The following is a 13,566-nucleotide window of genomic DNA, read 5'->3' as shown; positions in this document are numbered from 1 at the left end:
GCTTCGAGCAGCAGGGGTGCCTGTCGTCCGCGCGGCGGTCCTTGTCTTCCGTGCACGGTGAGAAGGGCAGCTGGGTTTCCCGTGTCGCGGTCACCGCTGGTAACGGGCGAGCACCAGGTTTCCGTCGTTTTGCAGGCGGTCGCGCAGTTCGTCGAGGTCGATCGCGCCGCTGTAGTACTCCTGGAAGGCGGGTGTGGCCACCTTGTCCTTCCACTCGGGGTAGCCGCGTACGGACTGTGCGGGCGCCGAGCGCAGGTCGGCGGCCAGGGCCGTGCCGGTGGCCCAGCCGTCCTTGGTGGTGTGCAGGGCCGGGTCCCGCAGGGCCTCGGTGCCGGTCGGCAGCATCCAGTCCCCGAGCGCCAGCCGCACCATGTTCCTCGGCCGCAGCAGGAAGTCGAGGAACGCGGCGGCCTCCTTCTTGTGCGGGCTGTCCTCGGCGATGGAGAGGGTCTGCGGGCTGACGCCCTGGGCGAGGCCGTCGGCGCCGGCCGGGGCGGGCAGCACCTGCCAGCGGAAACCCTTCGGCGCCTGCTGCGCGATCTGCTGGCGGTAGGAGAACCCGAGCGGGACCATCGCGTACTTGCCGCCGAAGAAACCGGGCAGCGTGTCCGAACCTCCGCTGCCGAGGGTCGTGGGTGAGGCGCTGTGGTCGGTGTTCGCCTGGTCGTGGATGGTGCGGGGCACGACTTCGTCGCCCGCGCCGAAGCGGATGGTGACCTTGCCGTCGGCTCCCCGGTGGAAGAGCCGGCCGCCTGTCGACAGCGACAGGTTGAGGGTCGCCGAGACCGGTTCCTTCAGCGGCCAGGCGACGCCGTACCTGCCCTTGCCGCTGAGCTGCCGGGTGACGGCCCTGAACTCCGGCCACGACCAGGGGTGTTCGGGGGTCGGGATGCGTACGCCGGACCGTTTCAGCCAGGTCGCGTTGGCGACGACGACGCGTGGCTCCTGGAGGAAGGGCACGCCGTAGACGCCGTCGCCGAAGGTGGTGGTCCGCCAACTGCGCTGGGGGATCTCGGCCTTGAGCCGGGCGGGCAGCAGGCCCCGCAGGTCGGCGAGGTAGCCGCCGTAGGCGAAGTCGGCGAGGTCGTCGGAGGCGTCGTGGATGATGTCGGGGGCCTCGCCGCCCTCGAAGGCGGTGAGGAGCTGGTCATGGACGCTGTCCCAACTCCCCTGGACATACTCGACCTTGACGTCCGGGTGGCTCGCGTTCCACTCCTGCACCAGCTGCTTGTTGGCCTCGACCGACTCCTGCTGCCAGGCCAGGGACTGGAAGCGGAGGGTGATACGGCCGTGCGCGGTGCCGTTGCCGCCGCCGGTGCAGCCGGACAGGAGCAGGGCGAGGACGAGGAGGCAGACCGCCTTGCCGCGCATCAGTTCTTCACCGCCCCGGTGAGCATCCCGCCGGTGATCCGCCGCTGGATGAGGGCGAAGACGACGAGGGAGGGCACCGTCGCGAGGAACGCGGCCGCCGCCAGCGGGCCGAGGTCGGCGACGCCCTCGGCGCCGATGAAATGGGTGAGCACCACCGGCAGCGTCTGTTTCTCCGGCGTTTTCAGCAGGACGAGGGCGAAGAAGAACTCGTTCCACGCGGTGACGAAAGCGAACAGGGCCGTCGCCGTGATGCCCGGGGCGAGCAGCGGGGCGACCACGAGGACGAGGGTCCGCACCCGTCCGGCCCCGTCGACCGCCGCCGCCTCCTCGACCTCCGTCGGCACCGCGCGGACGTACCCGACGAGCATCCACAGCGCGAAGGGCAGCGCCCACACGACGTAGACGAGGGTGAGACCGGCCAGTGCATTGATCAGCCGCAGGTTCTTCAGCACGAGGAACAGCGGGATGATCACCAGAACCAGCGGGAACGCCTGGCTGACCACGACCCAGCCGGTGGCGGCCCGGGTCAGTGCGGTGCGGCGCCGGGCCACGACATAGGCGAGCGGAGTGGCGATCAGTACGGCGACGACGGCCGCGCCGGCCGCCGCGAGCAGGGAGTTGAGGGCCGCGTGCAGCAGGGGCTGCTCGTCGAAGGCCTGGCGGAAGTTGTCGAGGGTGGGGTGGCGTGGGATCCACGTGGGATGCAGGCTGCCCAGCTCCCGAGGGGACTTGAAGGCGGTGGAGAGCAACCAGAGGAAGGGGAAGGCGAGGAAGACGAGATACGCGAGCAGGGCGACGTACTGCCCTGCCCGGGTACGGGAGTTGGCCCTCATGTGTCGTCCCCTCCCTTCAGCCGGCCCGCGAGGAACAACGCGAGCAGCACCGAGATCACCGCGACCATCACGCAGCCCGTCGCCGCCGCGTACCCGAACTGGCCGTACCGGAAGGCCTCTTCGTAGGCGAAGAGCATCGGCAGTCGGGTACGGCCGCCCGGTCCGCCGTTGGTCAGCACGTAGACCAGCGCGAAGGAGTTGAAGTTCCAGATCAGGTTGAGGGCGGTGATGGCGAGGGCGACGGGTCTCAGCGCGGGCCACGTCACCGTGCGGAAGCGGCGCCAGGCGCCCGCGCCGTCCACCGCGGCCGCCTCGTGCAGTTCGCGCGGGGTGTTCTGCAGTCCGGCGAGCAGTGCGACCGTGGTCTGCGGCATGCCCGCCCACACGCCGACGACGACCACGGCGGGCAGCGCGGTCGCGAGGCCGCTGAGCCAGTCGTGGCCGTCGCCCAGGCCGAGGTGGCGCAGGGTCTCGTTGAGGACCCCCGCGTCCGGGTTGTACACCAGCCGCCACATGATGCCGACGACGACCTCGGGCATCGCCCACGGGACGATCGCGAGGGCGCGGGCCAGCCAGCGCAGCCGCAGGTCCTCGTTGAGCAGCAGCGCGAGACCGAGGGCGAGCAGGAACTGCGGCACGGTCACCGCCACGGCCCACACCAGCCCGATCCGGAACGACTCCCAGAACAGCGTGTCGTGCAGCAGATCATGGAAGTTGAGGCCGCCGATCCACCGGGTCGGCTCGGTCCGGCCGGACTGGGAGTCGGTGAAGGCCAGCAGGATGCCGTAGAGAAGCGGGCCGACGCTCAGGACGAGGATGGGGATCAGGGCGGGCAGGACGAGGAACCAGACGGCACGGTCGGCGGGGCGCCGCACCACCTTTCCCGCATCGATCTCCGCTGCCACAGGTACCCCTCTGTGTACGGGACGCTCTTCGTGTACGGGACGCTCTTCGTGTACGGGACGCGCTTTGTGTACGGGACGATCGGGCCCGGTCATGGTCGTGAAGGCCCGGTATCCCGTCAAGGGCACGGGCACACGTCCCGGACCTGTGCGGATGCGAGACTGACCTGCGGTTGGCTGGAACCCGACGCCACACCACGGCGGACACGGAGGCGGGCGATGGACGAGGCGACGGCGCGGGACGTACTGAGCGCGGCGGGGGTGCTGCCCGCGACGGCGGAGCTGCTCGCCCTGGGCGAGAACGCGGTGTTCGCCGACGGTGACCTGGTGGTCAAGGTGGGCCGTGACGCGGAGCTGCTGGAGCGGGCGCGGCGGGAGGTGGACGTCGCGCTGTGGCTGGCCGAGGCAGGGGTCGCGGCCGTGCGGGTGGCGGAGCCGAAGCCGTTGCTGGTCGAGGGGCATCCGGTGACCGTGTGGCACCGTCTGCCGGATCCCGTACGGCCCGCCGAACCACGGGATCTGGCCGAACTGCTGCGGGTGGTGCACGCACTGCCCTCGCCCCCGTTCGCCCTGCCGCCACGGGAGTTGCTGGGCGGGGTGGAGCGGTGGCTGCGGCTGGCGGGGGATGCCATCGATCCGGCGGATGCGGCGTATCTGCGCGAGCGGCGGGACGGGTTCGCGGCGGCCGCGGCCGCGTTGACGCCGCGGCTGGCTCCGGGGCCGATCCACGGGGACGCGTTGCCCCGGAACGTGTACGTCGGGCCGGACGGGCCCGTGCTGGTGGATCTGGAGACGTTCTCGGCGGATCTGCGGGAGCACGATCTGGTGGTGATGGCTCTGTCGCGGGACCGGTACGGGTTGCCTGCCGCGGCTTATGACGGGTTCGTGGCTGTTTACGGGTGGGATGTGCGGGAGTGGGAGGGGTGCTCGGTGCTGCGGGGGGCTCGGGAGACGGCGAGTTGTGCGTGGGTGGCTCAGCATGCGCCGAGCAATCCGGCGGCGTTGGCCGAGTTCGAGCGGCGGGTGGCGTCGTTGCGGGACGGGGACGAGGCGGTGCGGTGGTATTCGTTCTGAGCGCCTAATGGGTGGGGTGGTGTCCGTCATGGGGCGAGTGCGGGTCTCCGTCGCTGTTCCGGATCGTTCCCGCCGCCTGCCTCAGCTCGACCAGTACTCTTCGGACCGCCGCCCTGGCCGTGCGTTCCGGGCGGTGGAGCGCGTCGATGTGGCGTCTGGCCTGTACGCCGCTGAGGGGCTTGAGGACCAGGTCCGGATGTGGGCGCGTCGTCCAGCGGGGCATCAGGGCCAGGCCCCCGCCCGCCGCCACGGCCTCCGCCGCCACCGCGAACTCGTTGATGCGGTGGGCCAGGTGGAGGCGGCGGCCCGCTGCCGCGCCGATCGCCTCGATGGTGGCCATGACCGGGAAACCGTCGTGCACGGTGATCCAGGGCTGGTCGGCCACGTCGCGAGGGGTCACCCGGTCTCCGGCGGCGAGTGGGTGGTCGGCCGGCATCGCGACGTCGAGGGGTTCGCGCAGGAGCGTCGTCGCCATCACCGTGGCCGGCCAGGGCGGGGCGTGGTCCAGGCGGTGGGCCAGGACCAGGTCGTACTCCCGGGTGAGCCGGGGGAAGTCGCTCTGCGTCACGTCCTCGTCCCCGAGGGCCAGGACGGGGTTGTCCGGACCGTCGAGCGCGCGCAGCAGGAGCGGGAAGAACGCCGCGCCCGCGCTGTGGAACGCGGCCACCGACACCTCACCGTCGGGCCGGTTCAGGAACTCCTCCACACTGTGCCGGGCCCGCTCCAGTGCCGACTCGACCTCGATCGCCGCGCCCGCCAGGGTCTGCCCGGCGTCGGTGAGCACCAGCCGGCGGCCCTGGCGCTCGGTGAGCGGCACCGGGATCGCGCGCTGCAGCAGCCGCAGCTGTTGGGAGATCGCCGACGGGGTGACCAGCAGCGCCTCGGCGACCGCGGTGACGCTGCCTAGTTCGCCTAGCTCCCGCAGGATCCGCAGTTGCCGTTCGTCCATACGTCCAGTCTAGGAGCACGATGTAGGATTCCTAAAAGATCGTTTAAGAAACTGGTACTGGGCTTCATGGACGGTTCCGGTGCACCGTGGGCCCATGTCCGACATCCGCCGTACCGATGCAGTCCTTCTCCTGGTCGCCGTCGTCTGGGGTTCGAGCTATCTGTCCGCCCAGACGGCCACCTCCGCCCTGCCCGTGCTGGTGGTGCTGTTCGCGCGCTACGCCCTGTCCGCGCTCGCCTGTCTCGGCCTGGTCGCCGTGGGCCCGGGGCCGCGCCGGTGGACGCGCGACGAGCTGCGGCTCGGCGTGCCGCTGGGGTTGACGCAGGCCGCGGTGCTGGTCGTGGAGACGTACGGCGTCGCCCACACCAGCGCCGCCAACGCGGGGCTGATCATCAGCCTGACCATCGTGCTCACCCCGCTCCTCGACCGTCGGCGCGGCGGGCCGCCTCCCGTCTTCTTCGCCGCCGCCGGGGTGTGTGTCGTGGCCGTCGGGCTGCTGATGTCCGGTCACGGGTTTCACGCCCCGCGGCTCGGCGATGTGCTGATGCTGGGGGCCGCGGTGGTCCGGGCCGGGCATGTCGCGCTCGTGGGTCGGCTGACCGTCGGCCGGGCCGTGCGTCCGCTGCACCTGACGACCGTGCAGACCCTCGTCGGCACGGCCCTGTTCCTGCCGGTCGCCGTCCCCGGCATGCCGGACCTGGCCCGGGCCGGTACGGCGACCTGGCTCCAGCTCGTCTATCTCGCGCTGTTCTGCAGTGTGTTCGCCTTTCTCGCGCAGACCTGGGCCGTGCAGCGCACCTCCGCCAGCCGGGCCAGCCTGCTGCTGGGCACGGAGCCGGTCTGGGCCTTCGCGGTGGGCATCGCCCTCGGCGGCGAGCGGCTCACCGCCCTCACCGCGCTCGGCGCGGCCCTGATGGTCTTCGGAACCTACTGGGGTCAGGCGATCGAGCGCGCCCATCGCACCGCCGCCGCCCCGCCCGAAACCGGACTCCCCGTACCCGACAAGGACATCCGATGCCGGACCACGACACCTACCAGCGTCTGATCGACCTTCTCGACGCCTCCCACGTCGACTACACGCTGATCGACCACGCCCCTGAGGGCACCACCGAGACCGTCAGCGCGCTGCGCGGGCATCCGGTGTCGCAGGCCGCGAAGTGCATCGTGCTGCGGGTGAAGGTCGACCGCCGCACCACCCGGCACGTCCTGGCGGTGGTTCCCGGGGACCGGCGCGTGGACCTGGACGCCGTCCGGACACTGTTCGCGGCCCGGTACGCCGGCTTCAGCGACGCGGGGACGGCCGAGCGGCTGGCGCGGGCGGTGCCCGGTACCGTGCTGCCGTTCAGCTTCGATCCCGAACTGGAGCTGGTCGCCGACCCGGAGGTCGTCGAGCGGCCGCGGCTGTACTTCAACGCGGCCCGGCTGGACCGGTCGCTGTGCATGTCCGGTGCGGACTACGAGCGGGTCGCGCGGCCCCGTGTGGTACCGGTCTCGGGACCCGCGCCGGCCTGAACGGACCTCACACCGGTGCCGGTCTCGGGACCCACGCCGGTCCGAACGGACCTCACACCGGTGCCGGTCTCGGGACCCACGCCGGTCCGAACGGACCTCACACCGGTGCCGGTCTCGGGACCCACGCCGGTCCGAGCGGCCCCCACACCGGTGCCGGTCTCGGGACCCCCGCCGGTCCGAGCGGCCCTCACACCGGCTCGTCCGTCAACTCCCGCAAGGGCCATGTGCCGTCGACCACGGCGGTGGCGTCGCCCTTGCCGCGCAGGAAGCTCTGGAAGTCCGCCGCCCATTGCGCGTACCACTCGATCTGGCGGCGGTGCAGTTCCGCCGGGCCGAGGGCCGCGATCTTGGGGTGACGGTCGGCTATCGCGCAGGCCAGTCCGGCCGCGGCGAGGGCGTCGGCGGAGGCGTTGTGAGCGGCGTCGAGCGCGACGCCGTACTCGGTGCAGACGGCTTCGAGGTTGCGCTTGCCGCGGCGGTAGCGGTCCACCCAGCGGTCGATGGTGTACGGGTCGACGACGGGGGCGGGATCGAGGCCGCCCAGGCGGTCGCGCAGGGACGGCAGTCCGTGGCGCCGCAGTTCGGCGGAGAGCAGGCTGAGGTCGAAGGCCGCGTTGTAGGCGACGACCGGAACGCCGTTCTTCCAGTAGGTGGTGAGGACGTCCGCGATGGCGTCCGCCACGCGGTCGGCGGGCCGGCCCTCGGCGGCCGCCCGTTCGTTGCTGATCCCGTGGACCGCCACCGCGTCCGCCGGGATCTCCACGCCCGGGTCCGCCAGCCACTCCCGGCGCCCCAGGGGCTGCCCGCCCCTGACCTCGATCACGGCCCCCGTGACGATGCGCGCCTCGCGCGGGTCCGTCCCGGTCGTCTCCAGGTCGAAGCCGATCAGCAGCTCCCGGTGCCAGCCCATGGGCGGCCCCCCTTCTTGGTGGTGCTTTCCCCCAGTGGTCTCCACCTTCCCATGGGCCACTGACAATCAGGGGACCGCGTTCCGCTTACCGTTCGGGACAGTTCACGACACCGGGCGCGAATCCGCCCACGTCGCCTCGAACTCCTCGCGGTATGTCGGGAAGAGGCCGTTGTCGACCCCTTCGTTCTTCTCGTCCGACTTGACCACGCGGCCGCCATTGCGCAGCACGAGCACCGGCGCCTCCATCCCCCGGGACCTGCGCAGATAGGACTGCACGACGGCGATGCCGTCCGAGCCGTCGCCGTCGACGAGGTAGGCGGAGAAGCGCGGTGTCTCGTCGTAGACCTGGATCTCGAAGGCGCCGGGGTCGCGCAGCCGGGAGCGCACCCGGCGCATGTGCAGGATGTTCATCTCGACCGAGCGGCTCAACTCGCCGCGTTTCATGCCCAGTTCGCGTTCGCGGCGCTTGACGGCGCTGGAGGCCGGGTTGAGGAACAGCAGCCGCACCCGGCAGCCCGCCTCGGCCAGGCGCACCAGTCGGCGGCCGGAGAAGTTCTGCACGAGCAGGTTGAGGCCGATGCCCACGGCGTCCAGGCGGCGGGCACCGCCGAAGATGTCCTCGGCGGGGAACTGGCGCAGCAGCCGCACCCGGTCGGGGTGCACGGCGACCACGTCCGCGTACCGGTCGCCGACCAGGTCCTCCACCGCGTCCACGGGCAGCCGGCGGGCCGAGGGCACGTCGCCGGCCGCGCCGAGCATGTCCAGCAGCCGGGCCGAGGCCCGTTCGGCCTGGTTCAGGACGGCCTCGGACAGGGCCCGGTTGCGGGAGACGACGTTGCGGGTCACCTCCAGCTCGTCCAGGGCCAGTTCGACGTCGCGGCGGTCGTCTATGTACGGCTCGAAGCACGGCCAGTGCTGCACCATCAGCTCGCGCAACTGGGGCAGGGTGAGGAAGCTGAGGACATTGTCGTCGGCCGGGTCCAGCAAGTAGCCCTTGCGGCGGCTGACTTCGCGTACGGCGACCGCCCGCTGCACCCACTCCTGGCCGGCCGGTCCGGCTGCGGCGATCACCCACTCGTCGCCGTGGACGGGTTCGTAGATGGGGCGCAGAACAGCGGCCACGACCGCGCGCAGCCGCTGTTCGACGAGGTTCAGCCAGATGTAGGCGCGGCCGGCTCGCTGGGCGCGCGTACGCACCTCACGCCAGGCCTCGGCGTTCCAGTCCAGCTCCGGCCCGATGGAACCGGTCTCCATGGGCCTGGCCAGGGACACCGTGCCGGGCGGGACGTCTGCGGAGTTCCCCTCGTGACCCTCGTCACCAGGGGGCAGCTCCAGCCCTCCCGAGCCCACCCAAGCACCGCCTTCCACTCCCCCGAGCACACCCCATGTCAACGATCAAGGAAGCGTACTCCGCGAGCGGGCGGCGGTGCAGCCGGATGGGCAGGTCGATTCTCAACTGGGTTAGTGCCAGTGCCCGTTCTCACCGGCGAGGGCGGCCGGAGTGAGCGGATTCATAGCGGTGACGTCGCGCGGGGCGATGGAGAAGCCCTGCCAGTGGACCGGCATCGGCTGCTGGTCCTCGTCCCTGGCTATGTGGTGGAAGCCCACGTTGACCCAGACGATCGGGTGGGTCAGGGTCTGCCCGTTCACCCAGGTGTCGACCGACTTGCCGTGTCCGGCACCGCAGTTGAGCGGGTTGCCGCTGGCGTACTGCTCGCACGGGTTGTACTCGGTGAAGTACAAGTCGTGCTTGGTGAAGTTGTGCCCCGGGTACTTGGCCGTCGGCCCCTGCACGAGCTCGTACGAGCGCGCGTGACCGTCCTTGTTCTTGCCGGCCGTGCTGACCACCCGCCACCAGCGCATGTCCTTGGCGTCGCCCGCCAGTTCCTTGGTGACCTTGGTCATCGTCGTCTTGTTGGTCGGCGCCTGCTGGCCGCCCACCGGCGGGCTGACGACCGAGTCGTACTGCTCGACGTTGGCCTTGGAGGAGCCGTCGAGGCCGAAGTCGAGCCGCCAGAAGATGTTGTGGCTGTGGCTGGTGGCGTACGCCCGGGCGCCCTTGCCGATGGGCCAGCCGCGGCCGTCGCCCGCGTCGTAGTCGTCGGGCGAGAGGCTTCCCGTCGCGCCGGCGTTCATGGTCATCGTGCCGTCGTCCTGGAAGCGCCACTCGGTGATGTACTCGTACCAGCCGACCTTGTTGACCGTGTAGAGCAGCAGGTCCTTGCCCTGCGCCTGGTAGGTCTTGTTGGCGTCGGAGAGCATGTGGTACGCGTGTCCGCGGGAGCGCGTGGTGGCGCACAGGCCCTTGATGTTCGGCGAGTCCGAGTAGAAGGGCTCGGGCACCTTGACGGTCTTGATGGTGCCGCCCGGGCACTCGGCGGGCGTGAGGTTCAGCAGGCCGTTGCCGAAGCTGTAGTCCGTGACGTCGTTGTACTCGATGCTGCCGTCGTCGTACGGCACGTCGATCTGGGCGAGCTTGGCGCTGTTGAGCACCTTGATCGGCTTGGACTCACCGGGCGGCTGGTAGGAGATGTCGTCCAGGATGACCCCGGACCGGCTCTCGAAGCGCCAGCACATGCGCCAGGTCGTCCCGGTGGAGAGCTTCTGCTCGATCTGGTAGGCCGCGCTGCACGCCGGGGCGGCGGCCGGAGCGGCGGCCTCCTTGTGGTCGGCGAAGGCGGGGGCGGACGCCGTGCCGCCGAGGGCGAGTCCGACGGCGAGCGGGCCGACCATGGCCCGCCTGCGCAGCGCCCCCTGGCGGGCACGGCTGTCTCTGTTGACGCGCATGAAGAAATGGCTCCCTTACAGGAGATGTGGGTTTGAGAAGTGGACGGAGGCCGGGTCAGCCGATCTTGACGACCTTGCGGGCACTGAGGTCGATCACGAAGTCCCGGGCGTCGATCCAGGCGCCGTTCTTGACCTTCGGGAACAGCCGGGTGCAGCGGTGCGCGCCGCACTTGTCGAGCGCGGCCGGCCGGATGCCCGGGGTGGCCCGGAACACCATGCTGGTCAGCGTCAGCTGGTCCGGTGAGGTGAGCTCCTTGCCGGTGGCGTCCTTGTAGTCGGCCTTCAGGCCCGCGCCCAGCGGGTCCGCGATCAGCAGCCGGGCGGCCTCGGTCTGCTCGGCGATGCTCAGCGGCGGCTGGACGTCGTGCTGGGTGCTGGTCCCCTCGACCTTGCCCGTGTCCAGGTTGACGGTCTTGGTGACGACACTGTCGTCGCGGTAGTCGTAGAAGGTCACGTCCGCCCGCCGGGGCGCCGTCAGGCTGTCCGGCTGGTCGGTGTCGGGCTCGGCCAGCTCGACGGTGAGGCGCTGCGGTCCGCGGGCTCCCCGGACGTTCTCGCCGGTGTTGAGCGGCTGCGGGCTCAGCGCGATCTTCTCGACCCGCTTGGTCTCGTCGTCGGTCAGCGGGTCGAGGCCCTTGCCCTTGTCCCCCTCGGCCGGTGCCTGCTGGACGACCCCGGGCGCGGGTGTGCCGTCCGCCTGGGCCGCCTGGCTGGCGGTCCGCGTGCCCGCGGCCCCTCCGGACTCGTCGGCCCCCGCGGTCCCCGGAAGGGTGATTCCGACCATCACGGCGGTCCCGGCCACCGCCACTGCCGCACCGGCCACCACCTTGCCCAGGTGGCGGTGCACTATCTTGCGCACATTTCCCCCACTCCCCCCTCGGTCACGGGAGTATTCGATTGCCCCACAGGTAAGCCTTGGAACAGGCATACCGCCTATGCACTGGTCGGGAGGTAAGAGGGACGTAAGTCATAGGTGGTTCCATCAGTTTCCGGGAGACTCGACGCCAAGGCGCCACGAGGGCGCTCTGCACCTGAAAGAGTCGTATCCATGCAGGTCTGGCCTGGCGAGGCGTATCCGCTCGGTGCCACGTACGACGGCGCCGGCACCAACTTCGCGGTCTTCACGGAGGCCGCGGACCGAGTAGAGCTGTGTCTGCTGCACGACGACGGCTCGGAGACGGCGGTGGAACTGCGCGAGAGCGACGCGTTCGTACGGCACGCGTACGTGCCCGGGATCATGCCCGGACAGCGTTACGGCTTCCGGGTGCACGGGCCGTACGACCCCGGACGCGGACTGCGCTGCAACTCGGCGAAGCTGCTGCTCGACCCGTACGCGCGTGCGATCAGCGGTTCGGTCCGCTGGGGCGAGGAGGTGTACGGCTACCACTTCGACGCGCCCGAGGAGCGCAACGACCTGGACTCGGCGCCGCACACCATGACGTCGGTGGTGGTCAACCCGTACTTCGACTGGGGCGACGACCGCCGGCCGCGGCGCGGCTACCACGAGACGGTGATCTACGAGGCCCATGTGAAGGGCCTGACCATGCGGCACCCGGGGCTGCCGAAGGAGCTGCGCGGCACCTACGCGGCGCTCGCGCACCCGGCGATCATCGAGCACCTGGTGGAGCTCGGCGTCACCACGCTGGAGCTGATGCCGGTCCACCAGTTCGTGAACGACCACCGGCTGGTCGACATGGGCCTGAACAACTACTGGGGCTACAACACGATCGGTTTCTTCGCCCCGCACAACGCGTACGCCTCCTGGGGCGACCGCGGCCAGCAGGTCCTGGAGTTCAAGTCGGCGGTCCGGGCGCTGCACGAGGCCGGCATCGAGGTCATCCTCGACGTGGTCTACAACCACACCGCCGAGGGCAACCACCTGGGCCCCACGCTGTCCTTCAAGGGCATCGACAACCCGCAGTACTACCGTCTGACCGACGATCCCCGCTACTACATGGACACCACGGGGACGGGGAACTCGCTGCTCATGCGGTCCCCGCACGTGCTGCAGCTGATCATGGACTCGCTGCGGTACTGGGTCACCGAGATGCATGTCGACGGCTTCCGCTTCGACCTCGCGGCGACCCTCGCCCGGCAGTTCCACGAGGTGGACCGGCTGTCGTCGTTCTTCGACCTGGTGCAGCAGGACCCGGTGGTCTCCCAGGTGAAGCTGATCGCCGAGCCCTGGGACGTCGGCGAGGGCGGCTACCAGGTGGGCAATTTCCCGCCGCTGTGGACGGAGTGGAACGGCAAGTACCGCGACACGGTACGGGACCTGTGGCGGGGCGAGCAGCGCGCGCTCGCCGAGTTCGCGTCCCGGCTGACCGGCTCCTCGGACCTCTACCAGGACGACGGGCGGCGCCCGCTGGCCTCGATCAACTTCGTCACCTGCCACGACGGCTTCACCCTGCACGACCTGGTGTCCTACAACGACAAGCACAACCGGGCCAACGGCGAGGACAACCGGGACGGCGAGAGCCACAACCGGTCGTGGAACTGCGGGGTGGAGGGCGAGACCGACGATCCGGCGGTGCTGGAGCTGCGCGCCCGCCAGATGCGCAACTTCGTCGCCACGCTGATGCTGTCCCAGGGCGTGCCGATGATCAGCCACGGGGACGAGGTCGCCCGCACCCAGCAGGGCAACAACAACGCCTACTGCCAGGACAACGAACTGTCCTGGGTGCGGTGGCCGGACCCGGACTCCCCGGACCCCGAGGGGCTCGACACCCAGCTGCTGGCCTTCACGCGGGCGATGGTGTGGCTGCGCAAGGACCACCCCGTCCTGCGCAGACGGCGCTTCTTCCACGGGCGGCCGGTGGAGGGCACCCACGACGAGCTGTCGGACATCGCCTGGTTCACCCCCGAGGGCCGGGAGATGACCCAGCAGGACTGGGACTCGGCGCAGGCCTCGGCGCTGACCGTGTTCCTGAACGGCAACGCGATCTCCGAGCCCGGCGCACGCGGGGAGCGGATCACCGACGACTCGTTCCTGCTGATGTTCAACGCCTCGCCCGAGACGCTGGACTTCGTGGTGCCGGTCAACCACGGCCGGCAGTGGCAGGTGGTGGTCGACACCGCCCGCCCGGACGGAGTACCGCCGGACACGGGCCCGAAGGTGCAGGCCGGGGACCGGCTGACCCTGGTGGACCGGAGCCTCACGGTGCTGCAGCGGCCCGTGTGAGCGACACGGGCACGCACGCGTGGCGGGCGCCATGACACGAAAGCCGG

General features: G+C 70.7%; 12 protein-coding genes. 4 read left to right on the top strand and 8 right to left on the bottom strand.

Features of this window, described 5'->3' with window-relative positions; translation table 11 throughout:
• Window positions 1–90: 90 nt before the first annotated feature.
• The 3 genes from ACWCQ1_RS25450 to ACWCQ1_RS25440 are packed head-to-tail and all read right to left on the bottom strand — an operon-like array spanning window position 91 to window position 3,109.
• Window positions 91–1,371: an ABC transporter substrate-binding protein gene (locus ACWCQ1_RS25450; protein ID WP_358603233.1), complete on the bottom strand. Its 1,281-nt coding sequence runs from the start codon at window positions 1,369–1,371 to the stop codon at window positions 91–93.
• On the bottom strand, window positions 1,371–2,204 hold the full coding sequence (locus tag ACWCQ1_RS25445; protein ID WP_133041638.1) for a carbohydrate ABC transporter permease: 834 nt from the start codon (window positions 2,202–2,204) through the stop codon (window positions 1,371–1,373). The genes ACWCQ1_RS25450 and ACWCQ1_RS25445 overlap by 1 nt, the downstream gene beginning before the upstream one ends.
• Entirely contained in the window at window positions 2,201–3,109 is a 909-nt protein-coding gene (locus tag ACWCQ1_RS25440; protein WP_451027452.1) for a carbohydrate ABC transporter permease, read from the bottom strand. Before ACWCQ1_RS25440 ends, ACWCQ1_RS25445 begins: the two co-directional genes overlap by 4 nt.
• Before the next feature lie 216 nt (window positions 3,110–3,325).
• On the opposite strand from ACWCQ1_RS25440, the gene ACWCQ1_RS25435 reads away from it, so the two are divergent.
• Window positions 3,326–4,180: an aminoglycoside phosphotransferase family protein gene (locus tag ACWCQ1_RS25435; protein ID WP_133041636.1), complete on the top strand. Its 855-nt coding sequence runs from the start codon at window positions 3,326–3,328 to the stop codon at window positions 4,178–4,180.
• 4 nt (window positions 4,181–4,184) lie between these two features.
• Here the strand turns inward: ACWCQ1_RS25435 and ACWCQ1_RS25430 are convergent, their stop codons facing one another.
• On the bottom strand, window positions 4,185–5,129 hold the full coding sequence (locus tag ACWCQ1_RS25430; RefSeq protein WP_133041635.1) for a LysR family transcriptional regulator: 945 nt from the start codon (window positions 5,127–5,129) through the stop codon (window positions 4,185–4,187).
• A gap of 94 nt (window positions 5,130–5,223) precedes the next feature.
• Here ACWCQ1_RS25430 and ACWCQ1_RS25425 point away from each other — a divergent pair, with 94 nt between their 5' ends.
• Both ACWCQ1_RS25425 and ACWCQ1_RS25420 read left to right on the top strand, forming a co-directional pair.
• On the top strand, window positions 5,224–6,174 hold the full coding sequence (locus tag ACWCQ1_RS25425) for a DMT family transporter (protein ID WP_358603246.1): 951 nt from the start codon (window positions 5,224–5,226) through the stop codon (window positions 6,172–6,174).
• A complete protein-coding gene (locus ACWCQ1_RS25420; RefSeq protein ID WP_133041633.1) occupies window positions 6,144–6,641 on the top strand; it encodes a YbaK/EbsC family protein in 498 nt (165 codons plus the stop codon). The genes ACWCQ1_RS25425 and ACWCQ1_RS25420 overlap by 31 nt, the downstream gene beginning before the upstream one ends.
• 187 nt (window positions 6,642–6,828) lie before the next feature.
• On the opposite strand, the gene ACWCQ1_RS25415 is transcribed toward ACWCQ1_RS25420, so the two are convergent.
• The 4 genes from ACWCQ1_RS25415 to ACWCQ1_RS25400 all read right to left on the bottom strand — a co-directional run bounded on the left by ACWCQ1_RS25415 (window position 6,829) and on the right by ACWCQ1_RS25400 (window position 11,197).
• Window positions 6,829–7,551, bottom strand: a complete 723-nt coding sequence (locus ACWCQ1_RS25415) for a 3'-5' exonuclease (RefSeq protein ID WP_133041632.1) — start codon at window positions 7,549–7,551, stop codon at window positions 6,829–6,831.
• Between the two features lie 102 nt (window positions 7,552–7,653).
• On the bottom strand, window positions 7,654–8,901 hold the full coding sequence (locus tag ACWCQ1_RS25410; RefSeq protein ID WP_358603250.1) for an SAV2148 family HEPN domain-containing protein: 1,248 nt from the start codon (window positions 8,899–8,901) through the stop codon (window positions 7,654–7,656).
• Between the two features lie 111 nt (window positions 8,902–9,012).
• On the bottom strand, window positions 9,013–10,338 hold the full coding sequence (locus ACWCQ1_RS25405) for a copper amine oxidase (RefSeq protein WP_358603253.1): 1,326 nt from the start codon (window positions 10,336–10,338) through the stop codon (window positions 9,013–9,015).
• A 55-nt stretch (window positions 10,339–10,393) separates the two neighbouring features.
• On the bottom strand, window positions 10,394–11,197 hold the full coding sequence (locus ACWCQ1_RS25400) for a Tat pathway signal sequence domain protein (RefSeq protein WP_451027451.1): 804 nt from the start codon (window positions 11,195–11,197) through the stop codon (window positions 10,394–10,396).
• Between the two features lie 189 nt (window positions 11,198–11,386).
• Here ACWCQ1_RS25400 and glgX point away from each other — a divergent pair, with 189 nt between their 5' ends.
• Window positions 11,387–13,519 carry a glycogen debranching protein GlgX gene (gene glgX / locus ACWCQ1_RS25395; RefSeq protein ID WP_133041628.1) on the top strand — a complete coding sequence of 711 codons (2,133 nt, stop codon included), beginning with the start codon at window positions 11,387–11,389 and terminating at the stop codon, window positions 13,517–13,519.
• The last annotated feature ends 47 nt before the right edge of the window (window positions 13,520–13,566 follow it).

The organism is Streptomyces sp. NPDC002144, from assembly GCF_053593695.1.
Note: the sequence above shows the minus strand (reverse complement) of the source record. Positions and strands in the feature narration are given on the sequence as shown.

What these genes read in the sequence shown, in the direction of transcription:
- ACWCQ1_RS25450 (WP_358603233.1), bottom strand. Translation starts at nt 1,371, where the DNA reads ATGCGCGGCAAGGCGGTCTGCCTCCTCGTCCTCGCCCTGCTCCTGTCC.
- ACWCQ1_RS25445 (WP_133041638.1), bottom strand. Translation starts at nt 2,204, where the DNA reads ATGAGGGCCAACTCCCGTACCCGGGCAGGGCAGTACGTCGCCCTGCTC.
- ACWCQ1_RS25435 (WP_133041636.1), top strand. Translation starts at nt 3,326, where the DNA reads ATGGACGAGGCGACGGCGCGGGACGTACTGAGCGCGGCGGGGGTGCTG.
- ACWCQ1_RS25430 (WP_133041635.1), bottom strand. Translation starts at nt 5,129, where the DNA reads ATGGACGAACGGCAACTGCGGATCCTGCGGGAGCTAGGCGAACTAGGC.
- ACWCQ1_RS25425 (WP_358603246.1), top strand. Translation starts at nt 5,224, where the DNA reads ATGTCCGACATCCGCCGTACCGATGCAGTCCTTCTCCTGGTCGCCGTC.
- ACWCQ1_RS25420 (WP_133041633.1), top strand. Translation starts at nt 6,144, where the DNA reads ATGCCGGACCACGACACCTACCAGCGTCTGATCGACCTTCTCGACGCC.
- ACWCQ1_RS25415 (WP_133041632.1), bottom strand. Translation starts at nt 7,551, where the DNA reads ATGGGCTGGCACCGGGAGCTGCTGATCGGCTTCGACCTGGAGACGACC.
- ACWCQ1_RS25405 (WP_358603253.1), bottom strand. Translation starts at nt 10,338, where the DNA reads ATGCGCGTCAACAGAGACAGCCGTGCCCGCCAGGGGGCGCTGCGCAGG.
- glgX (WP_133041628.1), top strand. Translation starts at nt 11,387, where the DNA reads ATGCAGGTCTGGCCTGGCGAGGCGTATCCGCTCGGTGCCACGTACGAC.